The organism is Pseudomonas luteola NBRC 103146, from assembly GCF_002091675.1.
Classification (GTDB): domain Bacteria; phylum Pseudomonadota; class Gammaproteobacteria; order Pseudomonadales; family Pseudomonadaceae; genus Chryseomonas; species Chryseomonas luteola.
On record NZ_BDAE01000002.1, the window covers coordinates 360162 to 385421 of the forward strand.

Genomic DNA, 25260 nt, shown 5'->3' on the forward strand with positions numbered 1-25260 from the left:
GTAGGTTAGGCCTTCTGGCTATGCAAGCGCTGCATGGCACGGGTCCAATCCCCGGCCAGAATGTCCGGCAGCACGCCGAGGGCAAAATCGATACTGGTATCCAGCAGCTCCTGTTCGGCACGTGGCGCGCGGCCCAATACGTAGCCGGAGACTAGACTGCTATGCCCCGGATGGCCAATGCCAAGCCGTAGGCGATGAAAACCGTTTTGGTTGCCCAATTGGGCAATGATATCGCGCAAGCCGTTATGACCACCGTGCCCGCCACCTTTTTTCAACTTGGCAACACCCGGCGGCATATCCAACTCATCGTGGGCGACCAGAATGGATTCCACAGGAATACGGTAAAAACCTGCAAGCGCCGCAACAGCTTGGCCGCTACGGTTCATGTAGGTCGTAGGAATCAAGAGGCGAACATCATGGCCGTCATGTGTAAATCGGCCCGTCAGGCCATGATACTTGCGATCAGCGACCAGATTGACATGATGTTGAGCAGCAAGACGTTCAACAAAAAGGGCCCCCGCATTATGCCGCGTCTGTTCGTATTCAGCGCCTGGATTACCCAAGCCAACGATCAGTTGTACGGCAGTCATAACGGGAGCCCTTCTTCCTAAGTTTGTCTATGAGGTTAAGGCAGCGACTATACAGACAGAGTAACCCTATCGAGAAGCGCATCAGGGCGATGCGCTCATAATAGTCTGCTGTAGAGGCGTTACCTTCTCCTCAACAAGCCTTAGGCAATGCCTTACTCAGCAGAACCTTCGCCTTCGCCTTCGCCCTCAGCCGGAGCCTGGACGCGGGACAGGTGGATGCTTGCTACTGGCAGGTCGCTGCCATGAGCCAGGGATACCAGCTCAACGCCAGCCGGCAGCTTCAGGTCGCTCATGTGAACAATCTGGTTCAGCTCGACCTTGGACATGTCGACTTCGATGAACTCAGGCAGGTCTTTTGGCAGGCAAGAGACTTCTACTTCGTTCACGTTGTGCGAAACTTCACCGCCGCCTTGCTTAACGCCAATGGCAGCTTCCTGATTGATGAAGTGCAGCGGAACGGTTGCGGTCAGCTTTTGGCCAGCCACTACACGCAGGAAGTCAGCATGCATAACGTAGCCCTTGGCAGGGTGACGCTGCAGTGCCTTGATCAGAACGCTTTCGTTCTGGCCGTCAACGTTCAGGTTGATTACGTGGCTGAAAGCAGCCTCGTTGTTCAACAGCTTGGCCAGATCCTTGCCTTCAAGCGTAACGGATACAGGCGCTTTTTCACCGCCGTAAATTACGGCAGGAACTTGTTCAGCATTACGACGCAGGCGGCGGCTCGCACCTTTCCCCAGGTCGGAACGCGCTTGGGCATTCAGAGTAAAGTCGACCATTTGTAGTCTCCTAAAAAAGACAATTGCCTGAGTCGCTTGCGACCAGCGATCAGACCATTGACTAAAAAGCCCCGCATGATGCGGGGCCGTTATACCAACACCAGTTCTTAACGGAACATGGCGCTGATGGATTCCTCATTGCTGATACGACGCACAGCTTCGGCTACCACTGGAGCAATGTCCAACTGGCGGATACGAGTGCAGGCTTGCGCAGCAGCAGAAAGCGGAATGGTGTTGGTAACGACAAGCTCATCAAGAACGGAAGTGTTGATGTTCTCGATTGCGCGTCCGGAAAGCACGGGGTGCGTGCAATACGCCAATACCTTGGATGCACCATGCTCTTTCAGAGCCTTGGCGGCATGGCAAAGTGTACCGGCTGTATCAACCATGTCGTCGACTAGCACGCAGGTGCGGCCTTCGATGTCGCCAATGATATGCATCACTTCGGACTGGTTGGCTTTCGGACGGCGTTTGTCGATGATCGCAAGATCTACGCCCAGGCTTTTAGCCACGGCGCGTGCGCGAACAACACCACCAATGTCGGGAGAAACAATCATCAGGTTCTCGAAACGCTGGTCTTCGATATCGTCAACCAGAGCGGGGGAGCCATAGATGTTATCAACGGGAATGTCAAAGAAACCCTGAATCTGGTCGGCATGAAGATCGACAGTCAGAACTCGGTTGACACCGACAACGGTAAGCATGTCAGCCACTACTTTAGCGCTAATAGCAACGCGTGCGGAGCGCGGGCGGCGATCCTGACGTGCATAGCCGAAGTAGGGGATAACAGCAGTGATTCGGGTAGCTGAGGACCGACGGAAGGCATCAGCCATCACGACCAGTTCCATCAGATTATCGTTCGTAGGTGCACAGGTCGGCTGAATCAGGAAGACGTCCTTACCACGAACGTTTTCGTTGATCTCGACGCTGATTTCGCCATCGGAGAATTTACCGACGGAAACATCACCTAGAGGAATGTGCAGCTGACGCACAATGCGCCGTGCCAGATCGGGGTTAGCGTTCCCCGTAAAGACCATCATCTTGGACACGCTGCAGTACCTGTCGGCTGAGGGTGGACCTGATGAAAAGGAAATGGCAGGGGCGGCTGGATTCGAACCAACGCATGGCAGGATCAAAACCTGCTGCCTTACCGCTTGGCGACGCCCCTGTGACGTTTCAGATACAGTTGTATCTGTTTCTCAGAACAAACTTCTCAGTTTACGGTGCAACATTGAAGTGTTGCTTCCTTTAGCTACGAAGCTTGGCAGGGTAGCTGGAAGTTGGTCCGCAACTTTAACAGCTTCGGTCTGATTTGGGAACCCCCCAAATATGCAACTGCCAGTGCCGGTTAATCTAGCTGAAACAAATTTGTTTAGCAAGATCAAAGCGTTACGTATTTCTGGATAACGCTTTTCTACCACGCTCTGGCAATCGTTTCGACCGCCCCACTCGAGAACGGGGCGAACTTTACTGGGAGGCGTGTCACGTGTCAACAGGGGATCGTCAAAAATTTCTGCTGTACTTACAGACACTTGCGGAACAGCTACCAGATACCAGGGCTCTTCTATCTCTACCGGCGTCAGTCGCTCACCAATCCCTTCCGCCCAGGCTGCCTTGCCTCGCACGAATACCGGAACGTCCGCGCCAAGGGTAAGGCCAAGCTCTGCCAGTGCCTCTTCGCTGACGTTGAGCTTCCAGAGGTAATTCAGCCCGAGCAGAGTAGTCGCTGCATTCGAGCTGCCGCCTCCGATACCACCGCCCATAGGCAGCCGCTTATCCAGCCAGATATCCGCTCCAAGAGAGCAGTGAGTTGTCTGTTGGAGAAGCCGAGCGGCACGAACGATCAGGTTGGAATCATGTTCAACATCGGGAAGGACGGTATGCAACCGGATCTGACCGTCATCACGCAACGCAAACTTGAGCTCATCGGCATAGTCCACGAACTGAAACAGTGTCTGCAACTCGTGGTAGCCGTCGTCGCGCCGACCCAGGATATGAAGGAAAAGGTTCAGCTTGGCTGGGGCCGGTAAGGTCAACACGTCTTTCATTGGCCTAGCTGGCGTGGCTGCCAGTCCTTGATAACCAGTGTCACATCGAGGTCCTGACCTTTGAGCTTCAAGCGCTCGGGCAGGCTATAGCCATTCTGTTCGGTGTAACGGGTGTACTCTACGGTCCAGCCGTCCTGGACGAGGCGGGACAGGTGACTGTCGCCGTCCAGTGTAAGTTGGCTGCGGCTGTCTGGAGCTGGAAGCCCACGCACCCACCAGAGCAAATGGGAAACGGGTAAGCGCCAGCCGAGCTGCTGCTCAAGAAGCGCCTCGGGGGAGTCTGCGTGGTAACGCCCCTGATTGGCTACCTCCAGCGTGACGTCGTCTGGGCGTCCCGTCAGACGAGCTGCGCCACGGCCTAGAGGTCCCGACAGGCGTATATCGAAATACCCTTGCCGCTGAAGCCAGAATAGGGTGCCACTGCCGGAATCATTGGGAGCACGGATACCTACCTTGCCGTTGATCTGCCAACCGTCCAGCTTCGTAATGTGTGCCTTGTGAGCCTTCCAGGCCGCGCTGTTGCCATGCCCTTCGACCGTTTCATGGGGCACTTGACCCGCGCACCCGGCCAGGAGTGCCAGAAATGCCATTATGAGGATAAAGCGGATATTGAGTTTCACAGTGTTTCTGAGCCTGTCAATCGTTTAAGCGTGCTACGTAGCACAGCGTTATCAGGGGACTGTTCAGCCGCCGCCGCCCATACCTTGCGTGCTTCCTGCTTCTTGCCTCGCGCCCAGAGAACTTCGCCCAGATGTGCGCCGATCTCGGTATCAGGGAAGCGCTGAAGAGCTTGGCGTAGATACTGCTCTGCAAGATCAAGCTTGCCCTGGCGGTAATTGATCCATCCCATGCTATCGAGGATAGCGGGATCATCAGGATTGATCTGATGAGCTTTCTCGATCAGCGTGCGTGCTTCGGCGTAGCGGGTCGTACGGTCGGCCAGGGTGTAGCCGAGCGCATTGAGCGCCATGGCATTGTCGGGATCCTGCTTGAGAATAAGGCGTAGATCCCTTTCCAATTGACCAAGGTCTCCGCGCTTCTCCGATACCATGGCACGGGTATAGAGTAAATTGAGGTCGTTTGGATACAGCTTGAGGCCCTGCTGAATGGTATTCCAGGCCGCCTCCGACTGATTGTTGTTGGTCAGGCTTTCGGCCTCGAGCAGGTAGAGCTGGACCGCATAGTCAGGCTGGCGTTGGCGAGAGGCCGCAAGAAGCGATTTGGCTTCTTCGAATCGCCCCTGACCCATCAGGATTTCAGCCTGACGCTGCTGGGCGGGTAGGTAGTCGCTACCCGGGCCGACCAATGCGTATTGGGTCAGCGCCTGTTCGGGATCATTCAATTCCTCGGCGACACGCCCCAGGTTGAAGTGGGCCGCGTCCACGTGGCTACCACGCTGGACCAGTTCTTCCAGATAGGTGCGTGCGTCAGTCCAGGCCTCGGCTTCCAGGCATACCAATGCCAGGGAAAAGCGAAGGTCGTCATCGTCGGGAAACTGTGCGACCAGGTCCGCAAACTCCTGCTTGGCCTGATCAAGCTTGTTTAGCTCAACCAGCAGGCGGGCATGAGCGAGGCGCAGACGTTTATCGTCCAGATGCTCCTTGATTCCATTTTCCAGCAGCGGAAGGGCTTCCTTGCTACGACCAAGACTCTGAAGCATGCGGGCTCTGAGCAGCAGCGGTGCCACTTCATGTCTGGCGGCAGGGTGATCTTCCAGTAACGTCAGCGCCTCGTCGACTCGTCCGTCCTGCTGAAGCAGCAATGCCTTGCCGAACAGCAGTTGGCCGTTCTCGGGGTACTTGGCCTGAAGGCGATCAAAGCTTTTGAGCAGGCCCGCGCGGGTGTCTGCGTCCGTCTCGGCTGCCGACAGGGCAAGAAAATCGAAATGGGTGTCGCCCTGGCCCTGCAGAACTTTCTCCATGTAGGTCATGGATTCGTCATATTGGCCGGCACGTGCCAACATGATGGCAGCAGCGCGTTGGGCATCAAGGTTGTCTGGCGCGTTCTTCGCCCATATAACAGAGGTATCCAAGGCGGAACTGTCTGCACCCAGGTATTCTGCGATGCGAAACGCGCGTTCGGCTACGCCGGGATCCTGAGTGCTCTGGGCCTGTTCGACGTAATTGGCCAATGCAATATCGAATCGATTGCGTTGCCCGGCCAGTTCTGCAACCAGCAGGTCATATAAGGTGTCTTCCCTGAAGGAGCCGTACTTTTCCGGCTGGGCTGGCGCAGCAGCAGGTGTAGCCTGTTCAGGTTTGGTTTGTTCGGAATTCGTGTGGCTAGCCAGGTTTTGGCAGCCACCCAATAGCAGCGCAGTGGTCAGCAGCGCGAGATATTTAGTCATGAGATCGAAACGGCCTCTCTGCATTCAGCCCATCATGCCACAAGGTATTAGGCAAGCACATGGGCCTGATAGTTGTCGTTCAATCGACGACGTAGGACAATTACCGGCTTTCCAAAAAACTTAGCGATTCTGCATGGCTTTCCTCGCGCTTGGCATCAATCACAAGACCGCCTCAGTGGATGTACGCGAACGCGTAGCGTTCACCCCTGAGCAAATGGTAGAGGCATTACGGCAACTGTGCCGGGAGACCTTGAGTCGCGAGGCGGCCATTCTGTCGACCTGTAACCGTAGTGAGCTCTATCTGGAAATGGAGCAGCCCCTTCCGGACAGCGTTCTGGCATGGCTCGCCCACTATCATCATCTCTCGCTGGATGAGCTGCGTGCCTGCGCGTACATTCATGAGGATGACGAGGCGGTCCAGCACATGATGCGTGTAGCGTCCGGTCTGGACTCTATGATCCTGGGCGAACCGCAGATTCTGGGCCAGATGAAATCAGCCTACGCGGTAGCACGCGAAGCGGGCACCGTAGGCCCCTTGTTAGGGCGTCTTTTTCAGGCAACGTTCAACACGGCGAAAAGTGTCCGTACCGATACCGCCATTGGCGAAAACCCGGTTTCGGTTGCCTTTGCTGCGGTAAGCCTGGCTAGGCAGATCTTCAGTGATCTCAATCGCAGCCAGGCGCTTTTGATTGGCGCAGGAGAAACCATTACGCTGGTGGCAAGGCACCTTTACGAGCAGGGCGTCAAGCGGATTGTGGTCGCCAACCGGACACTCGAGCGCGCCAGTCACCTGGCAGAGCAGTTCGGGGCGCATACGATTCTGCTTGCCGATATTCCGGAAGAGCTGCCCAATAGCGACATCGTGATCAGCTCGACGGCAAGCCAGTTGCCCATCCTGGGTAAAGGTGCCGTTGAGCGTGCGCTCAAGCAGCGCAAGCACAAGCCGATGTTCATGGTGGATATTGCAGTGCCGCGCGATATCGAGCCGGAGGTTAGCGAGCTGGACGATGTGTACCTGTACACCGTCGACGATCTGCATGAGGTCATCACCGAGAACCTTAAGAGCCGGCAGGGCGCTGCCCAGGCGGCCGAAAAGCTGGTGCTGGCTGGGGTCGATGAGTTCATGCATCGTCTGCGTGAGCTGGCAGCGGTGGATGTATTGCGAGCCTACCGGCAACAGGCCGAGCAGATGCGTGATGACGAACTGGCTCGTGCTCAGCGGCAGCTCGCCAATGGTGTTGCGCCTGATCAGGTGCTGGCCGCGCTGGCACGTAGCCTGACCAACAAGTTGTTGCACGCGCCTAGTGTGCAACTCAAGAAATTGTCTGCTGAAGGGCGCATCGATGCGCTGGCTTTGGCTCAGGAACTGTTCGCTCTCGACGAGGGCGTGGATAAAAAATGAAAGCCTCTCTGCTGCAAAAGCTCGATGGATTAAATGATCGTTTCGAGGAGCTGACAGCGCTGCTCGGTGATGCCGATGTAATCAGTGACCAGACCCAGTTTCGTGCTTATTCGAAGGAATATGCGGAAATCGAGCCGGTCATCATGGCGCTTCGGGAATTTCGCAAGGTGCAGGCCGATCTGGAAGGCGCTCGTGCCCTGCTAAAGGACAGCGACCCGGAAATGCGGGCCATGGCCGAAGAAGAGGCCGAGCAGGCAGAAGCCGCGCTGATCGACCTGGAAAATCAGCTACAGCGAATGCTGCTGCCTCGCGATCCTAATGACAGTCGCAACGTTTTCCTTGAGATTCGTGCCGGAACCGGTGGGGATGAGGCCGCCATTTTTGCCGGGGATCTGTTCCGCATGTATTCGCGCTATGCCGAGCGTCAAGGCTGGCGCATAGAGGTCATGTCCGAGAACCTGGGCGAGCATGGTGGCTACAAGGAAGTGATTGCCCGTGTAGAGGGCGACAACGTCTACGCCAAGCTCAAATTCGAGTCTGGTGCCCATCGTGTCCAACGGGTTCCCGAGACCGAGTCTCAAGGGCGAATCCATACATCGGCCTGTACGGTGGCTGTGCTGCCGGAACCTGATGAGCAGGCAGCTGTGGAGATCAGCCCGGCGGATTTGCGTATTGATACCTATCGCTCCTCCGGCGCCGGTGGTCAGCACGTCAACAAAACCGAGTCGGCCATTCGTATTACGCACCTTCCCAGCGGTATTGTCGTTGAGTGCCAGGAGGAGCGTTCACAGCACAAGAACCGCGCCAAGGCCATGGCGTGGTTGGCGGCCAAGCTCAATGACCAGCAACAGGCGGCACATCAGCAGGCTATCGCCAGCACCCGTAAATTGCTGGTAGGCTCAGGGGATCGTTCCGAGCGTATCCGGACCTATAATTTTCCACAGGGCCGTGTGACCGATCACCGTATCAACCTGACCTTGTACTCTCTGGGTGAAGTCATGGAGGGCGCGGTGCAACAGGTCATCGAGCCTCTCCTGCAGGAATATCAGGCCGACCAACTGGCGGCCTTGGGGGACTGATATGGCCACTATCGGGGCATTGCTCAAGGAAGCGCGCCTGCCGGATTCACCCAGCGAGCGTCTGGATGCCGAATTGCTGTTAGCGGCTGCGCTGGGAAAGCCGCGTAGCTTCCTGCGTACCTGGCCTGAACGTATTGTGACGCGTGAAGCCAAGGATCTTTACAGCACCTTTATCGAGCGTCGTCGAGATGGGGAACCGATAGCTTATATCCTGGGCCATCAAGGGTTCTGGTCGCTCGATCTCGAGGTCTCGCCTGATACCCTGATACCGCGCCCTGACACGGAGCTTCTGGTTGAAACTGCGCTGGCTCTGACAGGTGCCGAACGCAGACGCGTGCTTGACCTGGGAACAGGTACTGGTGCCATCGCCCTGGCGCTGGCCCATGAGCGTGCGCAGTGGCAGGTAATGGGGGTGGATCGTGTAGACGGCGCGGTAGTGCTCGCTGAGCGAAATCGGGCACGACTGGGCATTTCGAATGCCTCTTTTCAGCAAAGTCATTGGTTCGCTGCGCTTTCCGCAGAGCGGTTTGACGTCATTGTCAGCAATCCTCCCTATATTCCACACAATGATCCGCATCTTGATGAAGGGGATGTTCGCTACGAGCCTGCCTCTGCATTGGTTGCGGGTGACGATGGTCTAGATGATATTCGCCTTATCGTTCAGCAGGCCCCGGAACATTTGTTATCCAGTGGATGGCTGCTTCTGGAACATGGGTTCGATCAGGCTCCAGCGGTCAGGTCGCTACTGACTGAGCAGGGCTTCATATCGGTCGAAAGCCGTCGCGATCTGGGTGGGCATGAGCGCGTGACACTGGGGCAGCGGCCGTGCTGAGCGATGCGGAGCTGTTGCGCTACAGTCGGCAGATTCTGTTGCCTCAGATCGATATAGAAGGGCAGCTGCGTCTCAAGCAGGGCAGGGCGCTGATCATAGGCCTTGGTGGCCTGGGCTCCCCGGTTGCGCTGTATCTGGCCGCCGCGGGTGTGGGTGAGTTGCATCTTGCCGATTTCGACACGGTCGACATGACCAATCTGCAGCGGCAGGTCATCCATGACACGGCCCAGGTAGGGCGTAGCAAAGTCGATTCGGCGCTGGATCGGCTGCAGGCGATCAATCCTGAAATCACCTATAACGCTTACCGAACTGCCTTGGATGCCGACTCCCTGGCTGCAGCGGTCGAACGCGTAGACGTCGTGCTGGACTGCTCCGATAATTTTTCCACTCGAGAGGCCGTGAATGCCGCATGTGTATCCGCGGCTCGGCCTTTGGTAAGTGGTGCCGCCATTCGACTTGAAGGGCAGCTCAGCGTATTCGACCCAAGACGTGAAGACAGTCCGTGTTATCACTGCCTCTACGGTCATGGCAGCGAGACGGAGCTAACCTGCAGTGAAGCTGGGGTCGTAGGGCCTTTGGTAGGGCTGGTAGGAAGCCTTCAGGCGTTGGAAGCTTTGAAACTGCTTGCAGCGTTCGGCTCTCCTCTGGTGGGGCGCCTGCTGTTGATTGATGCGCTCACGTCACGCTTCAGAGAGCTGAAAGTCCGTCGTGATCCTGCTTGTGAGGTATGTGGGAAACGCCATGCCGAGTAATGCACCTATTGGTGTCTTTGATTCTGGCGTAGGCGGATTGTCCGTCCTGCGTGAAATTCATGGGCTTCTACCGGGTGAGTCGCTGTTATATGCAGCGGATTGTGCTCATATTCCTTACGGGGAAAAAGATCCGGCTTTCATTCGTGAGCGTTGCCAGCAGGTAGCTGAGTTCTTTCTCGAGAAAGGCGCCAAGGCGATGGTGCTCGCGTGTAATACAGCTACCGTAGCGGCTGTAAACGACCTGCGCGAATGTCATGCACAGTGGCCTATCGTGGGTATGGAGCCTGCGGTGAAGCCGGCGGCTGCAGCGACAAAGTCGGGTGTGGTGGGGGTTCTGGCAACCACTGGAACGCTTCAAAGCGCACGATTTGCCGCCTTGCTGGATCGCTTCGCCAGTACGGTCAGGGTCGTCACTCAACCTTGTCCGGGGCTAGTGGAGCGGGTAGAGATCGGGGACCTGACTGGTCCTGTGACCCGGGCGCTGCTGAAAGGCTATGTAGCTCCATTGCTGGCGGCTGGTTGTGACACGATCATTCTGGGATGTACGCATTATCCCTTCCTGAAGCCTTTGCTGAGGGAACTGCTGCCTGCTGAAGTTACTCTCATCGACACCGGCTCGGCGGTCGCACGTCGACTGAGTTCGTTGATCTACGAGAAAGACCAGATGGCAACGGACACTCCTTTGGAATGCCGTTTCTGGACAAGTGGGGATGTCGAGCAGTTTTCGACGGTGTTGCCTAGCCTATGGGGCAAAGTTGCGTCAGTGGAAACGCTGCCTTTCTGAAATCAGTTAGTTTGCTACCTTTTCAGGATGAGAAGTGTCTCCCATAATGTAAGGTTGTGCGTGTTACAAAATAATACAAGGACTTTCAGATGAAAAAATTGCTTCCATTGGCCATTGTGGCCGCGCTTTCTGCCGGATCCATTCTTTCCGCTCAGGCGGCTGAGGTGTCTGGCGCAGTAGGTGTAACGGGCCAAGGCGATATGACGTATCGTCTGGGAATGGGCTTCGACTGGAACAAGAGCTGGTGGGAGACATCCACGGGACGCCTGACAGGTTACTGGGATGCTGGCTATACCTACTGGGAAGGCGCTGACCATTACTCTTCCGCCAAGCATTCCCTGTCCTTTGCTCCGGTATTTGTATACGAGTTCGGTAACGGTTCTGTTAAACCCTTTATCGAAGCCGGTATCGGTGTGTCTGTCTTTTCAAGCACTCGTGTCGGTGAAAAGGATCTGGGCTCAGCCTTCAACTTTGAAGACCGCATTGGCGCAGGCGTAAAGATCGGCGAAACCCAGCGAGTAGGCATTCGCGCGACGCATTACTCCAACGCAGGTATCAAGGATCCTAACGACGGTATCGAATCGTACGCGCTGTTCTACAGCCACACGATCTGATTCATAGTCGTTTCGCCAGAGCCGGACCTTGAAGTCCGGCTTTTTCATGCCTGGCGTTTGGCAGGCTTGGGCAGGTTTCTGAACGCCATCAAGGCGCGTTCACGGCTCTCCTTGACTTCGACGATAGGCGCTGGGTAGTCCTTGATGGCACGCTGCCACCGCTTGAGCGGATTATGAATAGCCTTGTCATCGAGCGAGGCCAGCTCTGGAACCCAGGTACGAATGAAGCGTCCCTTGGGATCAAACCGCTCCGATTGCGAATAGGTATTGAATATTCGGAAATAGGGCACTGAGTCAGTGCCAGTCGAGGCGCTCCACTGCCATCCACCATTATTGGCAGCCAGATCGCCATCGATCAGGTTTTGCATGAACCAGCGTTCACCTTCGCGCCAGTCAATTAACAGATTCTTGCTCAGAAACATGGCAGTGATCATGCGCAGCCGGTTGTGCATCCAGCCTGTTTCACGCATCTGACGCATGGCTGCATCAATGATCGGAATACCGGTTTTGCCGTATTTCCATGCATCAAGGTCGTCTGTATCCCGCCGCCAGGGTAGCGCCTCGGTATGCCTGTGAAACGCTCTGCTCATCGAAACATGGGGATAACCTACAAGAATGTGCTTGTAAAACTCTCGCCATAATAGCTCGTCGATCCAGGTCGATGCGCCTGGCGCTCCGGTCGTCAGCTCGCCCCGGTTGGCGCTCAACACCGCGTGCAGACATTGGCGAGGGGAGAGCACGCCTGCTGCAAGATAAGCGGATAACTCACTGGTACCAGGGCGAGAAGGAAAGTCCCGGTCGTGGTGATATACCTCCATGCGCTCATCGACAAAGCGACGCAGTCTGGCATGCGCTTCATTTTCGCCTGCAGGCCATTGCTGCTGTATCACGCTCGAGACTGCCGCATAGGAGGGGATCTGGTTGGGTACGGGATCCGATTCGATAGAGCGTACAGTCTGAATACGGGGCGGCGGGATAAGCGGTGGAAGGCTATGTTGTAGGAGATTGATGCAGGTTTTACGAAACTGGCCAAAGACTTTGAAGTAGCCCCCACTCTTCGTAAGCACTGAGCCAGGCTCGAAAAACAGCTGATCCAGATGACGCTGAAAGCCTATTCGATTACGGTTCAGCGCTGCCTTTACTGCCTCATCACGACGTTGTTCGTTGACACCATATTCTGCATTGGCATGGACGGTCTGAATGCCATGTTGTTGGCTTAGCTTGGCGACAATAGCGGCCGCATCAGCCCAGCGAGCCACTTGCCGAATCAACAGGGGGATGTTGAGCGTATGCAGCGTCTCGGCCAAGACTTTCAGGTTCCGGCGCCAGAAGTCGACCTTGGCAGGAGAGTCGTCGTGTTCCTGCCATTGTTCAGGTGTAATCAGATAAAGGGCCAGCACTGGTCCGGCCGCGCAGGCTGCAGCCAATGCCGTATTGTCCCGTACTCGAAGATCGGTACGGAACCAGACGAGTTGGGTCATACGTGTTCTGCCATCAACCCCAATGCCTGAAGACGGCTAAAGACATCCAGAGGGTCATAGGCCACATTCAATGCGGTTTTGCTGACGTCATCCAGTAATTTGGCGGCCGGACCGGCAATGATGACGGGGGCAGGGCATGTCTCAGCCAACCTGCGCAGCTGTTGTATCTGCTGTGATTCCAGCGGAGCATTTAAATACAGTACAAGGCAGCGCGGCGACATGCGTTCGGCGGCCAGTGCGTAGGCATCCAGCGCAAGCGGCCATTCCAATGTTTCAATTGGACAGTCGGCGTTGCTCAATAGCCAGGCGCTGAGCCAGAGTCCGGCATTCATTGGCGTTTCAGCCAGACTGACCAGCAGAACGGACTGCCCTTTGAGTTGATAATTATTGTGGTAAATCCGTGCCCCAAGCTTGCTACGCAGCCAGGACAGAAAAAAGGATTGCTCCAGGGAGCCAATCAGAGGCGCCTTGCGGTGCTGTTCAAGATGCTCGACCAGCGGCATCAGCAATTGTTCGCACAGCACCCGGGGCGGGTAAAGGGCTGCCGTTCGGTTATAAGCTTCATCCAGACGTCGCCCAGCCAGCTCACGCACAGCGTCCAGCATTTCCTGGCGCAGCGCGACCCAGGGGGTGTCATTGGGCGATGAAAGCGGGCGCTGACTGTCCAGCAGTGCCTTGACCTGGCCGACAGCAACGCCACGGTTGATCCAGGCCAGAATATTTTTAATGCGCTCGATATGGCTTTCACCATAAAGGCGGTGCCCTTTAGGTGTTCGCTTGGGAATGATCAGCCCGTAGCGTCGCTCCCAGGCTCGAAGTGTGACGGCATTGACCCCCGTGCGTCGGGCAACTTCACGTATGGGAAGCCAGCCTTCATTCAAGGCGGCCTGATAGTCACCGTCCCCTTCGATTTCTGTTGGGGACTTGCTGGGTATGGACTGGATGTCAGATGGCATTTCTCAAGCTCAAATCTTCCGGGTGCGGTTGCAGGTAGGATTGCTCGATTACGTAGTCATGGGGATGGCGGCGGAAGTGATGCTTGAGCAGTGTCAGGGGCACCACCAATGGAACAATACCGCTGTGATACTGCTCGATCAGGCGCTGCATTTCTTCTTTATCCGCCGGGCTCAGCGCATTCTTCAAATAACCAAACAGGTGATACAGGACGTTGCAGTGGGTTCCCCGGGTAGCGCAACGCTTGAGTGCGCTCATCACACCCTTGAAGTAGTGAGGGCCCAGCTCCTGTGGATCGTGTAGCCCGATTTCACCCAACATGCGTCCCAGTGTTCTGAACTGCTCGGGGGCATTGGCCATCAGCTGGTACTTATAGCGGGAATGAAAGCCCAGGATCGCTTTGCGTGTCAGGCCTTCACGCAACAGCTGTTGCCACTGTGCATAGGCGAACACACGTGTCACGAAGTTTTCCCGGAGCACAGGGTCATTCAGCCGACCTGCTTCCTCAACCGGTAACTCTGGGCGAAGCTCACAGAAGACACGAGCAAATACACCCTGGCCTTCAGGCTGACTGGGCATGCCGTGTTCTGAATAGATCTTTACGCGCTCCATTCCACAGGAAGGCGATTTTTGCATGAAGATGAATCCGGATAGATCATCCAGCTCGGTCGCCATTTTCTTGCCATAGTTGGCCAGCGCATCCGTTACGTCGAGTTCCCGGTTGACTGTACCTACGGCTCGCGTTTGTTCAGGTGTACCAACCAGACGGATCGGTTCACGGGGCGTACCCAGGCCAATCGCCATTTCCGGACACACCTGTACAAAATCGAAATGTTCGGCAAACGTGTGGCTGCACAAGCGGGATTCCTTGTGGCCGCCATTGTAGCGGACCGGCTCGCCCAGCAGGCAAGCGCTGATTCCTAGCTTGGGACGAGGTAATGACGTCGATTGGCGAAAAGGCATGCGCCACCTCCAAAATTGAACGTACAAAACTTATACAAACTATTATTCTTGTACAAGTTCAATATCGTTATTGACCAGAGGTGGCGGTGATAATTCGACAAATCAGACGCAAGGTAGGTGTGCTGCGGAGCGCCGCGAGCCTTGCGCGGCGCTGGATGAGGTCATTCTAGATGATCAAGCAAACGACTGGCGGCATCAAAACCGCTCAGCCAGGCACCTTCTACACGGCCTGTACCACACCAGTCTCCACAGGCATAAATACCCAGGTCCGCGTCAGCCAGCGCGCCCCATTGATGGCCTTGCGCCGGACGTGCATAAAGCCAGCGATGAGCCAGCGTGAAGGCCGGTTCGGGTACTGCGCAACCGATGAGTTCGGCAAAGGCACCATGAAGCTGTTCGATAACCTGTTCCTTGGGTGCATCCAAGTGTTCTCGACTCCAGGCGCTGGTTCCATGGAGAACCCAGGTGTCGTAATCGGTTTCCCGGCCTGGCTTGCAGCGGTTGCGAGCAAACCAGTCCAGCTCACCTTCCTGAACGAAGCAGGCTTCAACAGGCGTATCAAGCGGCGTCTTGAAGGCCAGTGCAACCGACCAGGTCGGATCCATCACCACACCGGCCGCCACTGCGGCAAGCTTTGGCGCAGTGGCCAAGAGCGGCGTCGCCTGGGGTGCAGGTGTTGCGATGATAACGTGGCTGAACGGGCCGTGGTTGTGACCGTCGGCGTCCTGCAGGGACCAATGTTGGGGGCCGCGGAATGCTTCGGTAATCCGGCAGCCAAAGGACACCGGCAGATCCCCGACCATGGCTCGGGTAATGGCGCTCATACGGGGTATGCCGACCCAGCGCGGCTGTTCATCCTGAGAGGGTGTAAGCGCGCCCGAACGGTACTGGTACAGAGCTGGGTCCCACTCCGCTACGCAGCCTTGGATGCGCCATTGGCTGACCGCATCGATGAAGCGGCGGTCACGGGCAGTGAAGTATTGGGCTCCCAGATCAAGCGAGCCGAAATCGCTCCGCTTGCTGGCCATACGGCCTCCACTTCCACGGCTTTTTTCGAACAGATGAACCTCATGTCCTGCCGCGTTGAGGACATGGGCGGCGGAAAGCCCGGCAATGCCGGCGCCGATGATGGCGATGGGTGCTGTCATGAAAGGCCTCGCTTGTCTTGGCAGAACCTGTCGACGAACGTTTTGCAATTAAGCAGGCTCTACGAGTACGACTGTGACAAAGCTGATCCAGTTGCACTATGACCTTAACAAACAAACCTGAAGAGGTCTTCAGCGCGACGCGTTAATGTGGCCCCAAATGAAGAAGGAACGACGACATGCATATAGTGCTGACCGGCGGTACAGGCTTGATCGGCCGGGCGTTGTGTCATGACTGGCTGACGAAAGGGCATAGCCTGACTGTGTTAAGCCGTTCGCCCGACAAAGTGGCCCGTGAGTGCGGCGCCTCGGTGCGTGCCATTGCCCGTCTGGACGAAATAAACGGCGAGCCGGTCGATGCGGTTATCAACCTGGCCGGCGCGCCTATAGCGGACAAGCCATGGACGTCATCGCGCAAGGCTGAGCTCTGGCGGAGCCGGATTGCGCTGACCGAATCCCTGGTGGACTGGATGAGGGCGCAGCCAAAACCGCCCAGGGTGCTGCTTTCCGGATCTGCTGTCGGCTATTACGGTGATGGGGGAGAGAAGCCGCTCAAGGAGGATGATGCGGTCCCTGGTCATGACTTTGCTAGCGAGCTATGTGTAGCCTGGGAGCAGGTCGCTAATGAGACAGAGGCTTTAGGTGTGCGTGTCGTCACGCTTCGGACAGGGCTGGTACTGGCTGCGGATGATGGCTTCATGCAGCGTCTTTTACCTATGTTTCGCCTGGGCCTGGGCGGGCGCTTGGGCAGCGGACGTCAATGGATGCCCTGGATTCATTTGAAAGATCAAATCGGGGCCATCGATTTTCTTCTGAACCAGGAGTCGGCCAGTGGCCCTTATAATCTGTGTTCACCACAACCGGTACGTAATGCCGATTTTGCACAGGCTCTAGGACGTGCACTGCATCGTCCCGCACGAATACCTGTTCCCGCCTTTGCCTTGCGCCTGATGGGAGAGATGTCGAGTCTGCTGCTGGGTGGGCAGAGAGCCTTGCCTCAGCGATTGCTGGATGCAGGTTATACCTTTCGCTTTACCGATTTGGACGCGGCACTGAACGACCTGCTGCGCGCTAAGGACTATTCATGACTGATCACGCATTATTGCTCGTCAACCTGGGCTCCCCGGCGTCGACGTCGGTACCTGATGTACGGCGCTATCTCAACCAGTTCCTGATGGACCCCTACGTAGTAGATCTGCCATGGCCCGCGCGTCGCCTGTTGGTCTCCCTGATCCTGGCCAAGCGGCCGGCGGCCTCGGCCCATGCTTATTCGTCCATCTGGTGGGAAGAGGGCTCTCCGCTGGTTGTGCTCAGCCGTCGCCTGCAGGATGCCATGCGCGCCAAATGGACCCATGGCCCGGTGGAGTTGGCGATGCGGTACGGCGAACCCTCCATTGAGTCGGTATTGACCCGGTTGGCGACGCAGGGCGTTTCCGAAGTTACTTTTGCGCCGCTTTATCCTCAATTTGCCGACAGCACGGTCACTACCGCTGTGGAGCTGGCTCGCAAGGTCATTCTGGAGCAGCGGCTGAAATTGAAGATGCATATACTGCCGCCGTTTTATGATCAGCCCGAGTATCTTGAGGCCCTGGTCAAGAGTACCGAGTCCTACTTACAGCAGCCGTTCGATCATGTATTGATGAGTTTTCATGGTCTGCCCGAGCGGCATCTGCACAAGTCCGACCCAAGCGGTACACATTGCCTGAAGGGCGCTGACTGCTGCCAGAATGCTAAGGGCGCCGTATTGGAAAGCTGCTACCGTGCGCAATGTATTCGCACGGCGGAAGGATTTGCCCGCGAGGCAGGCCTGAGGCCGGATCAGTGGTCCTTCTCGTTCCAGTCGCGCCTTGGCCGCGCCAAGTGGATCGAGCCTTACACCGAGGCACGTCTCGATGAGCTGGCTGCCCAGGGAGTGAAGCGTCTTCTGGTAATGTGTCCTGCGTTTGTCGCGGACTGTATCGAGACGCTGGAAGAAATCGGCATGCGCGGCAAGGAGCAGTTTGAAGAAGCCGGTGGTCAGGAGCTGGTACTGGTGCCGTGTCTGAATGATCATCCCGCGTGGGTTGATGCGCTCACCACCCTGTGTGAGCGGGTGCCCCGTGCGGTGTGAGTCTGGAATCTGAATATAAAAAGCCCCGCTTTAGCGGGGCTTTTTTTTACAGAAGACTATCCGGCGGCGGTGCATCCTTACGCCAGTGATTGTGTCCCGGTAGTAGCAGGTTGAGCCCAATGGCTACAATGCCGCAAAGCGAAATGCCCTTCAGACCAACGTCGCCATTACCGATCACGATGCCGCCGATCCCAAAGACCAGGGTCACCGATACGATTACAAGGTTGCGTGCCTCGGACAGATCGACCTGATGACGAATCAGGGTATTGAGGCCGACCACGGCAATCGAACCGAACAGCAGGCATAGGATGCCGCCCATGACCGGCACCGGAATGCTCTGCAAGGCGGCACCGAATTTACCGACGAAGGCGAGGGCAATGGCAAAGCCGGCCGCCCACAGCATGATCTTGGGGTTGTAATTCTTGGTCAGCATGACCGCGCCGGTTACTTCGGCGTAGGTCGTATTGGGCGGTCCGCCAAACAGGCCGGCCGATGAAGTGGCGATACCATCACCCAGCAAGGTACGGTGCAGGCCAGGTTTTTTCAGGTAGTTGTTGCCAGTGACGCCACCCACGGCAATAACGCCGCCCACATGTTCGATGGCTGGCGCCAAGGCGACCGGCACCATGAACAGGATCGCTCCCCAGTGGAATTCAGGGGCGACAAAATGGGGGACGGCCAGCCAGGGGGCTGCAGCAATCGCATCGGTATGCACCAGGCCAAACAGGAACGCAAGGGTGTAACCCACGATGATGCCTGCCAGGATCGGTACCAGCTTGAAAATGCCACGGCCGTAGATAGCCACAATCAGCGTGGTTATCAGCGCAGGCATGGAGACCAGCATGGCGGTGGCATAGGGGACCAGCTGCGCACTGCCATCGCCAGCCTTGCCCATGGCCATATTGGCTGCCACCGGGGACATGCCAAGACCAATGGAAATGATGACTGGTGCAATCACGACCGGGGGCAGGAGCCGGTCGATGAAGCCAATCCCCTTGAGCTTAACGGCCAGGCCCAGGAAGGTATAAACGAAACCGGCCGCGACCACGCCACCCAGCACGGAAGGCAGACCGAACTCGGCCTTGGCCGCAATGATCGGAGCGATGAACGCAAAGCTTGACGCCAGGAAGACCGGCACTTGACGGCCTGTCACGAGGTGGAACAAGAGCGTGCCCAATCCGGCAGTAAAGAGCGCAACGTTTGGATCCATGCCGGTAATGAGCGGCATCAGGACCAATGCGCCAAAGGCGACAAACAGCATTTGTGCGCCAGACAAAATCTGTCGCCATAGCGGATCGTTATGAGACTGCACTATCAAGTGTCCTTTTGCTTGGTGCCGAAGATCTTGTCACCGGCATCACCAAGTCCAGGGAGGATGTAGCCATGCTCATCCAGACGCTGATCTACGGAGGCGGTATAGATGCTGACATCGGGGTGAGCCTTTTCGACCGCAGCAATGCCTTCCGGTGCAGCTACAAGGACCAGTGCACGAATTTCTTTGGCACCTGCTTTCTTGAGCATATCGATGGTGGCAATCATGGAGCCGCCCGTCGCCAGCATAGGGTCGATGATCATGGCCAGACGGCGATCGAGCTCGCCGACGAGCTTTTCCAGATAGGTATGGGCTTCAAGCGTTTCCTCGTTGCGCGCCAGGCCGATCACGCTGACCTTGGCGCTGGGAATGAGGCTGAGGACACCGTCAAGCATACCGATGCCGGCGCGCAGGATCGGTACGACTGTTACCTTCTTGCCAGAAATCTTCTCAACCGCTACGGTGCCACACCAGCCTTCGATGTCGACGTTTTCGACAGGAAGATCTTTTGTAGCTTCATAGGTGAGCAGGGCGCTGACTTCTTGTGCCAATTCCCGAAAATTTTTGGTGCTAATATCGGCCCGCCGCATCAATCCAAGCTTGTGGCGGATCAGCGGATGTCGAATTTCATGAATGGGCATGGGAATGGTCTCCGGCGTACTGGCAAAATTACGCTAGATTAAATCATTAGGGTCCCTTTCGGGCAGATGTTTTGTCGCGATTGGCTTGCTCGCCGACGGTTAGCCCGGTAACTTTGCCGCCTTTTACCCAAGCCTGCCCCGCAGGCAGGTGTGTACCATGTCTGGAGAGTCCCCTATGTCCGCCGATCTCGATCATATCCGTAATGTCATGGCGGAGGCCGACTGCCTGTTCGACGAAAGCCAGGTAGAGGCAGCCATTGGCAAGGTGGCCGAGGCGATTACGGCTGATCTGGCTGACCGTAATCCTGTCATGTTCTGCGTGATGAATGGCGGTTTGATCTTTGCCGGCAAGCTGGCAACCAAGCTCAATTTTCCGCTGGAGATGTCCTATCTGCATGCGACCCGCTATCGCAATCAGACAACTGGCGGTGAATTGTTCTGGAAGGCCAAGCCGGAAATTTCCTTTATTGACCGTGATGTACTGATCGTCGACGACATTCTCGACGAAGGGCATACGCTCAATGCCATCATCGAATTCTGCAAGCATGCCGGTGCCAAGGCGGTGCATACGGCCGTACTGATCGATAAGGATCATGATCGCAAGGCCGTTCCTGGCCTGAAAGCTACTTATTCCGGGCTGTCCTGTATCGATCGTTACATTTTTGGCTACGGTATGGACTACAAGGGCTATTGGCGCAACGCACCCGGTATCTACGCGGTAAAAGGTCTTTGATATGCGGGGTCCGGCGTTCATCGATCAGGTACTGTTCGCCGGGCTTACCCAACAGGCGGCAGACAGTCCTCGCCTGCGCTACCACCATGGTTTTCATACCATGGATGAGCCCTGTCATCGCCTGTCAATCGGCATGCAGCCAGACACCTACGTTGCGCCTCACCGGCATCTGGACCTGACCAAGGCCGAAACGCTGCTGGTGCTCAAGGGACGTATTGGTGTCCTGTTCTTTGATGAAGAGGGAGCGCTGACCGGACAGCGTCTGCTTGAAGCGGGTGGTGATTGTGTGGGGGTCGATTTTCCTCCAGGCCTCTATCATTCGCTGGTAGTGCTTGAGACTGATACTGTTATCTTCGAATGCAAGGCAGGCCCTTTCCGCGCCTTGCAGGATAACGAGTATGGTCCCTGGGCGCCGCGTGAGGGCGAGCCGGGAACCCAGGCCTATCGAGACTGGATGGCGGCCCGCTTCGAGTCCTGACCGCTCGGCTGAGCATGATTTTGGGCGTTGAGTGACGGGGTGGGGCGGAGTAATATGCGGCCCTCTCGTTTTCCGCACAGGTACTTTGCGATGCGTAAGGACAAAAAGCAGGTAATCGGCGAGGAAATCAGCGACGATAAGATCAAGCTGTTTCTCGCAGTCGAACCGGCCGATGATACGCCGCCTTCCCTGCATAAACTGGTAAAGGCATACCGTGGATTGAGAGCTGACGACTTTGAACGTTTCGTTGGTTTCTTCGTTGAAGCAGGTTATGACCTGGACGCTCGTGATGCAGAGGGTCAGGACTTCATCGATCTGATCCGTGCCCATCGCAAGGCTGAGCCGTACGTGGATGCGGTGCGTGGCGCTCACGCTTGATCACCTGTTCTGAAAAGCCCGCCTCTTTGATAAGGACGCGGGCTTTTTTACGCCTTTTGCTTGAGATGCAGAATAGGGTAAGGCTTGCCGAGGCTATCTACGGCAGAGCGCCCTGTCACGGTGAACCCTTGTGCCAGGTAAAAGCCTTTGGCCCCATCGTTCTGCTCGTTGACGTCTACCGTTAGTCGGCCGTGTAGCCCGGCCGCATGGCGCAAGAGTCGCCTCCCATGTCCTTGACCATGTCGGGCTGGATCAACAAAAAGCATGTCTACGCTGGCCTGGGTAAGACCGATGAATCCTGCAGGTTGATCGTCATCGGACAAGCTGACCCACGTTTCCAGACTGGGCAGGTAACTGTCACGGACCAGCGGACGGAAAAGGTCGATGTCGTCCTCAGGTAGAAAGTGATGGGTTGCCCTGACGGCCTGTTCCCAAATCTCGACCAGCAAGGGAATGTCTGTAGGCGTTGCGCGTCTTATGGACATGGTATGCCTTGTGTGTGCGTGATGGATTTATTTGAACACGTCGCCCTGCTGTTTGCAGCGTTTCGCTTGCGGCGGCTCATACAGTGCTGTCAGGCATTCACGGGCTGGGTATACTGCCTGCCATCAACGACCCACATGAAGATGGAGTAGAGCATGCGCAATCGCTTGTTGCTTGGTCTGATCGCTGTTGCCGGACTGGCTATTGCCGGCTGTGCCAGCAGTCCACAGCAATTGAGTCCGCAACCCAAACTGACAGCCCCAATCGCTGCGGTCGGGCACGGGCAGCCTGTTTCGGTACGTGTCGTGGACGGTCGCTCGTCATTCTCGCTGGGAACTCGGGGTGGTTTGTATCCTGAAACCAGTACCGTGTCGGTCCAGAGCAACGATGTCATTCCAAAGCTTCAGGCTGAAGCGGAGTCAGCGGTTCGTCTGCTGGGCTTCACGCCAACGGCCAATGCCTACAATGCTCCCCAGCTGACGCTGACCCTGGCGGAACTGAAGTATCAGTCGCCCAAGGAGCTATACGTCACCTCGGCCAATATTGGCGCCACCTTCAAGGTGGATGTGCGTAACAGCATGCGTGGCTACAGCGGTCGCTATGGCGCCTCGCTGGAGCAGCGTTTCGGTATGGCACCCAATACGGCAACCAATACCAAGCTGGTAAGCGATGTGCTGAGCGATGCGTTGACCCGCGTCTTCAAGGACCAGACTATCGCCCAGGTTCTTAACGGGCAGTAAGCCTGTTATCTGAAAAAGCCCCGGCAACGGGGCTTTTTTGATTCAACCAACTTAATCCAGTGGTCGCCCTGCCAGGAGCCGATACTTGTTCAGTACAGGCTGGGCATATTGGCGGATCATCTGCAGGCGGTATTCGGCAGGGCAGTTATTGAGGCGCTCCTGCCACTTCTGCCGAGCTTCAGCCAGCTCGTCTGCTGGGAACAGGCTTTCTGCCGAGGGTATGGTCAGTGACTCGTCACGGCCGTCCCAGCGCTCATAGGCCAGGTGGTTGGCAGGGAAAAGTCGATAGTTGGTCAAGATGCGGCGGTCCATTTCGGTTGCCAGCTGCTTGGCATCGCTGAATTCGCCGGTCAGCATCTCGCCAAACTCCACATGCACGCGTCCCTTGTAGCCCGTGATGCCCAAGGCAATGCTGACGTCATCCTCGCCAGGCGCCTTGGCATAGGTGCCGGTGGTTTCACGAATATAGAGTTCACGGGCCTTGGCCAGATCGCAGGGATCATACTCATAGCTGATCGACACAGGCACGATGTGCAACGCCTTTACCATATCGGCAAAGGAGTCGTCCTTGCAGCCCATGTGAAACATCTTGAGGATGGCTGAATCGGTGCGGTCGTCTCCATCCTTGGCCCGGCCTTCGGCCTGGGCGATCCAGACGGACTGGCCATCCTGGCGAATGGAGTAATTAATATAAGCCGAAAGCGTCTGATACGCCGCAAGCTTTTCACGCCGTCCGGTGATGGAGCGGTGGACGATAAAGCTCTTGTTCAAGCGCATAAGGTCGCTGACGAAGGGCTTCTGCAAGAGGTTATCGCCAATGGCGATGCGCGGGGTTGGCAGCCCGGCATGATACACGGCGTAATTTACAAAAGCCGGGTCCATGACGATGTCACGGTGGTTAGCCATGAACAAGTAGGCACAGCCGCTACGTAGATTATCCAGGCCCGAATAAGTCACACCATCGGTGGCTTTCTCGATCGTACGATCGACATAAGGCTCCAGTTTGTCCTGAAGCATGCTGACGCTGGTGATACCGGACACTTCCTGACGCAGCCGATGGCGCAGCATAGGCTTTAACAGCCATCCAAACGGGCTGGACAGTTTGGGGAAACGGTAGCGGGTCAGGATGTCGATAAACTGCTCATCATTGATGAGTCGGGCCAAGACGGCAGGGACTTCTGTATCGTTGAAGGGTCGAATGGCTTCGAACTCGCCCATATCGTTCTCTTTTTAATAACAAGTGGCGACACGTGTCGCAAAGTGGCGGCCATAGTAGAGCGCGCAGCGAGAGATGCAAGCCGAATACGGCGTTAATGTCGCCCCTGGCGATTCCAATCATCGCAAAAACACGGTGCCGGAGCCTATTAGGAGCCCATTATGCTGGAAAGCCAACCGTATGAGTGTCCTTACTGCGGAGAACCTGCCGAGGCGGTGGTAGACCTGTCGGGTGGCGATCAGTCGTACTATGAGGATTGCCCCGTCTGTTGCAGACCTATCTTTTTTATCTTACACACAGAGGGTATGACATGGTCTCTCGAAAGTCGGCGAGAGGATGAATGATGCTCCGGATCTATGAGCCGCGAGATCTCCTGGAGGCAGAAATGCTGCTGGCCATGCTGGACAGTGAGGGTATTGACGCGCATTTGGCAGGGCGCCATTTGATAGGCGCCATTGGCGAGTTGCCTGCTATTGGGCTTCTGGGAATTGCCGTGCATGACGCAGATGCTCCGCGCGCCCGCGAGCTGATTGCCGATTACAACGCTGCTCAGCCATTGCCTTATGAGGACCCGGACAGCGGGCCGGCCGTGTTATTGTGCTGAAGCGGTAGTCGGTTTTGCCTGAAAAGGCGAACCGAATCGCTCTGTTTGTTTTCTTGCCTGGTTGTGTATGTCTGGACGCTACGCCTTGTTTCGCTGGCCTCCCGAGGTAACTCGGATGACCGGTTTTCCAGCGGACTATCAGCCGCGCTGGAACATCTCTCCCCATGCCCAGGTGCTATTCATGCGGCACCATGAGGGCGAGTGTCGTGTCGACAGTGGCCGTTGGGGCCTGACGCCCGCCTGGCTCACGGATCTCTCGCGCACGCCCACCCATGCCCGGGCGGAAACGGTAGCGGATCAGCCTATGTTTCGCGAAGCATTTGCCCAGCGCCGCTGCCTGTTACTGGCCAATGGGTTTTATGAATGGCGAGGGACTTCGCGCAAGCGGGCCTTCTGGATGATCAATGGCGAGCCGTTGGCTTTCTTTGCAGGCATCTGGGAGGCCTATCCGGTCATGGGGCAGGTCTATTTGAGTGTGGCCATGCTGACTCAGCCCGCCGGAGGACTCCGTCGCCCGCTGGTGCTGGCCGAGGCCGAACGGGACGCCTGGCTGTCGCCCACAACAGAGCCGCGCGTCCTGAATGAGATCCTGCTGAAGCCCTCAATGCCGCTACGTGAGAGAGTGCTTGCCGGTATTGTGAATGATCCCTCGGTAGACGGGCCGGAATGCCTGACGCCGCTTTAGGCGTTGGGCTGGCAATGCCGAACTGCTAGCCGTGTCACTCGTCGCTTGGTCGGTAGGAGTTGTCGAGACTGGCGGCGCGACCTACCATCTGCGCAGTCGCGCAATCAGGAGAG

The 25260-nt window shown here is 56.6% G+C and carries 29 protein-coding genes and 1 tRNA gene; 15 read left to right on the top strand and 15 right to left on the bottom strand.

The genetic code is table 11. The features are described from left to right. Positions 1-5 precede the first annotated feature (5 nt). The 7 genes from pth to PLU01S_RS03970 all read right to left on the bottom strand — a co-directional run bounded on the left by pth (position 6) and on the right by PLU01S_RS03970 (position 5761). Positions 6-590 carry an aminoacyl-tRNA hydrolase gene (pth, locus tag PLU01S_RS03940; RefSeq protein ID WP_010795624.1) on the bottom strand — a complete coding sequence of 195 codons (585 nt, stop codon included), beginning with the start codon at positions 588-590 and terminating at the stop codon, positions 6-8. A 152-nt stretch (positions 591-742) separates the two neighbouring features. Continuing rightward, the gene (locus tag PLU01S_RS03945; protein ID WP_074822331.1) at positions 743-1366 is read right to left on the bottom strand and encodes a 50S ribosomal protein L25/general stress protein Ctc; all 624 of its coding nucleotides are present in this window, start codon (positions 1364-1366) and stop codon (positions 743-745) included. A gap of 107 nt (positions 1367-1473) precedes the next feature. Next, a complete protein-coding gene (locus tag PLU01S_RS03950) occupies positions 1474-2415 on the bottom strand; it encodes a ribose-phosphate pyrophosphokinase (protein ID WP_019364854.1) in 942 nt (313 codons plus the stop codon). Positions 2416-2459: 44 nt separating this feature from the next. Then, positions 2460-2534, bottom strand: a tRNA-Gln gene (locus tag PLU01S_RS03955). 31 nt (positions 2535-2565) lie between these two features. Continuing rightward, the gene (ispE, locus tag PLU01S_RS03960) at positions 2566-3414 is read right to left on the bottom strand and encodes a 4-(cytidine 5'-diphospho)-2-C-methyl-D-erythritol kinase (RefSeq protein WP_074822334.1); all 849 of its coding nucleotides are present in this window, start codon (positions 3412-3414) and stop codon (positions 2566-2568) included. Beyond that, positions 3411-4034: a lipoprotein insertase outer membrane protein LolB gene (gene lolB / locus PLU01S_RS03965; RefSeq protein WP_074822337.1), complete on the bottom strand. Its 624-nt coding sequence runs from the start codon at positions 4032-4034 to the stop codon at positions 3411-3413. The genes ispE and lolB overlap by 4 nt, the downstream gene beginning before the upstream one ends. Further along, positions 4031-5761, bottom strand: coding sequence for a tetratricopeptide repeat protein (locus PLU01S_RS03970; protein ID WP_074822653.1), 1731 nt, complete (start codon positions 5759-5761; stop codon positions 4031-4033). The genes lolB and PLU01S_RS03970 overlap by 4 nt, the downstream gene beginning before the upstream one ends. Before the next feature lie 133 nt (positions 5762-5894). On the opposite strand from PLU01S_RS03970, the gene hemA reads away from it, so the two are divergent. The 6 genes from hemA (at position 5895) to PLU01S_RS04000 (ending at position 11224) form a co-directional block, all read left to right on the top strand. Continuing rightward, on the top strand, positions 5895-7163 hold the full coding sequence (hemA, locus tag PLU01S_RS03975; RefSeq protein WP_074822340.1) for a glutamyl-tRNA reductase: 1269 nt from the start codon (positions 5895-5897) through the stop codon (positions 7161-7163). Beyond that, the gene (prfA, locus tag PLU01S_RS03980) at positions 7160-8242 is read left to right on the top strand and encodes a peptide chain release factor 1 (RefSeq protein ID WP_074822343.1); all 1083 of its coding nucleotides are present in this window, start codon (positions 7160-7162) and stop codon (positions 8240-8242) included. The genes hemA and prfA overlap by 4 nt, the downstream gene beginning before the upstream one ends. A gap of 1 nt (position 8243) precedes the next feature. Beyond that, complete coding sequence (gene prmC, locus PLU01S_RS03985; RefSeq protein ID WP_074822346.1) at positions 8244-9074, top strand: peptide chain release factor N(5)-glutamine methyltransferase; 831 nt, start codon at positions 8244-8246, stop codon at positions 9072-9074. After that, positions 9068-9826: a molybdopterin-synthase adenylyltransferase MoeB gene (locus PLU01S_RS03990; protein WP_010795615.1), complete on the top strand. Its 759-nt coding sequence runs from the start codon at positions 9068-9070 to the stop codon at positions 9824-9826. Before prmC ends, PLU01S_RS03990 begins: the two co-directional genes overlap by 7 nt. Further along, the gene (gene murI / locus PLU01S_RS03995; protein WP_074822350.1) at positions 9816-10610 is read left to right on the top strand and encodes a glutamate racemase; all 795 of its coding nucleotides are present in this window, start codon (positions 9816-9818) and stop codon (positions 10608-10610) included. Before PLU01S_RS03990 ends, murI begins: the two co-directional genes overlap by 11 nt. Before the next feature lie 89 nt (positions 10611-10699). Beyond that, a complete protein-coding gene (locus PLU01S_RS04000; protein ID WP_074822353.1) occupies positions 10700-11224 on the top strand; it encodes an acyloxyacyl hydrolase in 525 nt (174 codons plus the stop codon). Between the two features lie 44 nt (positions 11225-11268). Here PLU01S_RS04000 and phrB read toward each other — a convergent pair whose 3' ends face one another. From phrB to PLU01S_RS04020, 4 genes are all read right to left on the bottom strand, one after another. Then, positions 11269-12705 (bottom strand): deoxyribodipyrimidine photo-lyase, encoded by a 1437-nt coding sequence (gene phrB / locus PLU01S_RS04005; protein WP_074822356.1) that lies wholly within the window; start codon positions 12703-12705, stop codon positions 11269-11271. After that, positions 12702-13661: a MerR family transcriptional regulator gene (locus PLU01S_RS04010; protein ID WP_074822359.1), complete on the bottom strand. Its 960-nt coding sequence runs from the start codon at positions 13659-13661 to the stop codon at positions 12702-12704. Before PLU01S_RS04010 ends, phrB begins: the two co-directional genes overlap by 4 nt. Beyond that, positions 13651-14622 carry a YbgA family protein gene (locus PLU01S_RS04015; RefSeq protein ID WP_074822361.1) on the bottom strand — a complete coding sequence of 324 codons (972 nt, stop codon included), beginning with the start codon at positions 14620-14622 and terminating at the stop codon, positions 13651-13653. Before PLU01S_RS04015 ends, PLU01S_RS04010 begins: the two co-directional genes overlap by 11 nt. Positions 14623-14783: 161 nt before the next feature. Beyond that, complete coding sequence (locus PLU01S_RS04020) at positions 14784-15770, bottom strand: NAD(P)/FAD-dependent oxidoreductase (RefSeq protein WP_074822364.1); 987 nt, start codon at positions 15768-15770, stop codon at positions 14784-14786. 176 nt (positions 15771-15946) lie between these two features. Here PLU01S_RS04020 and PLU01S_RS04025 point away from each other — a divergent pair, with 176 nt between their 5' ends. Together PLU01S_RS04025 and hemH are read left to right on the top strand one after the other, a co-directional pair. Further along, positions 15947-16855, top strand: a complete 909-nt coding sequence (locus PLU01S_RS04025; protein ID WP_074822368.1) for a TIGR01777 family oxidoreductase — start codon at positions 15947-15949, stop codon at positions 16853-16855. After that, positions 16852-17877 (top strand): ferrochelatase, encoded by a 1026-nt coding sequence (hemH, locus tag PLU01S_RS04030; protein ID WP_074822371.1) that lies wholly within the window; start codon positions 16852-16854, stop codon positions 17875-17877. The genes PLU01S_RS04025 and hemH overlap by 4 nt, the downstream gene beginning before the upstream one ends. Positions 17878-17923: 46 nt before the next feature. Here the strand turns inward: hemH and PLU01S_RS04035 are convergent, their stop codons facing one another. Beyond that, a complete protein-coding gene (locus PLU01S_RS04035; RefSeq protein WP_267888701.1) occupies positions 17924-19189 on the bottom strand; it encodes a uracil-xanthine permease family protein in 1266 nt (421 codons plus the stop codon). Positions 19190-19191: 2 nt separating this feature from the next. Continuing rightward, positions 19192-19830 carry a uracil phosphoribosyltransferase gene (upp, locus tag PLU01S_RS04040; protein ID WP_010795605.1) on the bottom strand — a complete coding sequence of 213 codons (639 nt, stop codon included), beginning with the start codon at positions 19828-19830 and terminating at the stop codon, positions 19192-19194. A 175-nt stretch (positions 19831-20005) separates the two neighbouring features. On the opposite strand from upp, the gene PLU01S_RS04045 reads away from it, so the two are divergent. The 3 genes from PLU01S_RS04045 to PLU01S_RS04055 all read left to right on the top strand — a co-directional run bounded on the left by PLU01S_RS04045 (position 20006) and on the right by PLU01S_RS04055 (position 21419). Further along, the gene (locus PLU01S_RS04045) at positions 20006-20563 is read left to right on the top strand and encodes a hypoxanthine-guanine phosphoribosyltransferase (RefSeq protein WP_010795604.1); all 558 of its coding nucleotides are present in this window, start codon (positions 20006-20008) and stop codon (positions 20561-20563) included. A gap of 1 nt (position 20564) precedes the next feature. Then, positions 20565-21041: a WbuC family cupin fold metalloprotein gene (locus PLU01S_RS04050; RefSeq protein WP_074822376.1), complete on the top strand. Its 477-nt coding sequence runs from the start codon at positions 20565-20567 to the stop codon at positions 21039-21041. A gap of 90 nt (positions 21042-21131) precedes the next feature. Next, positions 21132-21419 (top strand): PA4642 family protein, encoded by a 288-nt coding sequence (locus PLU01S_RS04055; RefSeq protein ID WP_010795602.1) that lies wholly within the window; start codon positions 21132-21134, stop codon positions 21417-21419. A gap of 47 nt (positions 21420-21466) precedes the next feature. On the opposite strand, the gene PLU01S_RS04060 is transcribed toward PLU01S_RS04055, so the two are convergent. Further along, positions 21467-21904 (bottom strand): acetyltransferase, encoded by a 438-nt coding sequence (locus PLU01S_RS04060; RefSeq protein WP_074822380.1) that lies wholly within the window; start codon positions 21902-21904, stop codon positions 21467-21469. A gap of 153 nt (positions 21905-22057) precedes the next feature. Here PLU01S_RS04060 and PLU01S_RS04065 point away from each other — a divergent pair, with 153 nt between their 5' ends. Further along, positions 22058-22642 carry a YajG family lipoprotein gene (locus PLU01S_RS04065; RefSeq protein ID WP_074822384.1) on the top strand — a complete coding sequence of 195 codons (585 nt, stop codon included), beginning with the start codon at positions 22058-22060 and terminating at the stop codon, positions 22640-22642. 51 nt (positions 22643-22693) lie between these two features. On the opposite strand, the gene PLU01S_RS04070 is transcribed toward PLU01S_RS04065, so the two are convergent. After that, entirely contained in the window at positions 22694-23860 is a 1167-nt protein-coding gene (locus PLU01S_RS04070; RefSeq protein ID WP_074822387.1) for a 1-acyl-sn-glycerol-3-phosphate acyltransferase, read from the bottom strand. 159 nt (positions 23861-24019) lie between these two features. Between PLU01S_RS04070 and PLU01S_RS04075 the strand changes: the two genes are divergently transcribed. The 3 genes from PLU01S_RS04075 (at position 24020) to PLU01S_RS04085 (ending at position 25147) form a co-directional block, all read left to right on the top strand. Then, positions 24020-24202 carry a CPXCG motif-containing cysteine-rich protein gene (locus PLU01S_RS04075; RefSeq protein ID WP_010795598.1) on the top strand — a complete coding sequence of 61 codons (183 nt, stop codon included), beginning with the start codon at positions 24020-24022 and terminating at the stop codon, positions 24200-24202. Then, positions 24202-24462: a putative signal transducing protein gene (locus PLU01S_RS04080; RefSeq protein WP_010795597.1), complete on the top strand. Its 261-nt coding sequence runs from the start codon at positions 24202-24204 to the stop codon at positions 24460-24462. The genes PLU01S_RS04075 and PLU01S_RS04080 overlap by 1 nt, the downstream gene beginning before the upstream one ends. Positions 24463-24529: 67 nt before the next feature. Continuing rightward, on the top strand, positions 24530-25147 hold the full coding sequence (locus PLU01S_RS04085; protein WP_074822390.1) for an SOS response-associated peptidase: 618 nt from the start codon (positions 24530-24532) through the stop codon (positions 25145-25147). Positions 25148-25260 lie beyond the last annotated feature (113 nt).

What these genes read in the sequence shown, in the direction of transcription:
- PLU01S_RS04070 (WP_074822387.1), bottom strand. Translation starts at nt 23,860, where the DNA reads ATGGGCGAGTTCGAAGCCATTCGACCCTTCAACGATACAGAAGTCCCT.
- PLU01S_RS04050 (WP_074822376.1), top strand. Translation starts at nt 20,565, where the DNA reads ATGCGGGGTCCGGCGTTCATCGATCAGGTACTGTTCGCCGGGCTTACC.
- PLU01S_RS04080 (WP_010795597.1), top strand. Translation starts at nt 24,202, where the DNA reads ATGCTCCGGATCTATGAGCCGCGAGATCTCCTGGAGGCAGAAATGCTG.
- hemA (WP_074822340.1), top strand. Translation starts at nt 5,895, where the DNA reads ATGGCTTTCCTCGCGCTTGGCATCAATCACAAGACCGCCTCAGTGGAT.
- PLU01S_RS04055 (WP_010795602.1), top strand. Translation starts at nt 21,132, where the DNA reads ATGCGTAAGGACAAAAAGCAGGTAATCGGCGAGGAAATCAGCGACGAT.
- pth (WP_010795624.1), bottom strand. Translation starts at nt 590, where the DNA reads ATGACTGCCGTACAACTGATCGTTGGCTTGGGTAATCCAGGCGCTGAA.
- ispE (WP_074822334.1), bottom strand. Translation starts at nt 3,414, where the DNA reads ATGAAAGACGTGTTGACCTTACCGGCCCCAGCCAAGCTGAACCTTTTC.
- PLU01S_RS04075 (WP_010795598.1), top strand. Translation starts at nt 24,020, where the DNA reads ATGCTGGAAAGCCAACCGTATGAGTGTCCTTACTGCGGAGAACCTGCC.
- prfA (WP_074822343.1), top strand. Translation starts at nt 7,160, where the DNA reads ATGAAAGCCTCTCTGCTGCAAAAGCTCGATGGATTAAATGATCGTTTC.
- PLU01S_RS04045 (WP_010795604.1), top strand. Translation starts at nt 20,006, where the DNA reads ATGTCCGCCGATCTCGATCATATCCGTAATGTCATGGCGGAGGCCGAC.
- murI (WP_074822350.1), top strand. Translation starts at nt 9,816, where the DNA reads ATGCCGAGTAATGCACCTATTGGTGTCTTTGATTCTGGCGTAGGCGGA.
- PLU01S_RS04000 (WP_074822353.1), top strand. Translation starts at nt 10,700, where the DNA reads ATGAAAAAATTGCTTCCATTGGCCATTGTGGCCGCGCTTTCTGCCGGA.
- phrB (WP_074822356.1), bottom strand. Translation starts at nt 12,705, where the DNA reads ATGACCCAACTCGTCTGGTTCCGTACCGATCTTCGAGTACGGGACAAT.
- PLU01S_RS04010 (WP_074822359.1), bottom strand. Translation starts at nt 13,661, where the DNA reads ATGCCATCTGACATCCAGTCCATACCCAGCAAGTCCCCAACAGAAATC.
- PLU01S_RS03970 (WP_074822653.1), bottom strand. Translation starts at nt 5,761, where the DNA reads ATGACTAAATATCTCGCGCTGCTGACCACTGCGCTGCTATTGGGTGGC.
- PLU01S_RS04020 (WP_074822364.1), bottom strand. Translation starts at nt 15,770, where the DNA reads ATGACAGCACCCATCGCCATCATCGGCGCCGGCATTGCCGGGCTTTCC.
- PLU01S_RS04085 (WP_074822390.1), top strand. Translation starts at nt 24,530, where the DNA reads ATGTCTGGACGCTACGCCTTGTTTCGCTGGCCTCCCGAGGTAACTCGG.
- prmC (WP_074822346.1), top strand. Translation starts at nt 8,244, where the DNA reads ATGGCCACTATCGGGGCATTGCTCAAGGAAGCGCGCCTGCCGGATTCA.
- PLU01S_RS03945 (WP_074822331.1), bottom strand. Translation starts at nt 1,366, where the DNA reads ATGGTCGACTTTACTCTGAATGCCCAAGCGCGTTCCGACCTGGGGAAA.
- upp (WP_010795605.1), bottom strand. Translation starts at nt 19,830, where the DNA reads ATGCCCATTCATGAAATTCGACATCCGCTGATCCGCCACAAGCTTGGA.
- PLU01S_RS04060 (WP_074822380.1), bottom strand. Translation starts at nt 21,904, where the DNA reads ATGTCCATAAGACGCGCAACGCCTACAGACATTCCCTTGCTGGTCGAG.
- hemH (WP_074822371.1), top strand. Translation starts at nt 16,852, where the DNA reads ATGACTGATCACGCATTATTGCTCGTCAACCTGGGCTCCCCGGCGTCG.
- PLU01S_RS04015 (WP_074822361.1), bottom strand. Translation starts at nt 14,622, where the DNA reads ATGCCTTTTCGCCAATCGACGTCATTACCTCGTCCCAAGCTAGGAATC.
- PLU01S_RS04065 (WP_074822384.1), top strand. Translation starts at nt 22,058, where the DNA reads ATGCGCAATCGCTTGTTGCTTGGTCTGATCGCTGTTGCCGGACTGGCT.
- PLU01S_RS04025 (WP_074822368.1), top strand. Translation starts at nt 15,947, where the DNA reads ATGCATATAGTGCTGACCGGCGGTACAGGCTTGATCGGCCGGGCGTTG.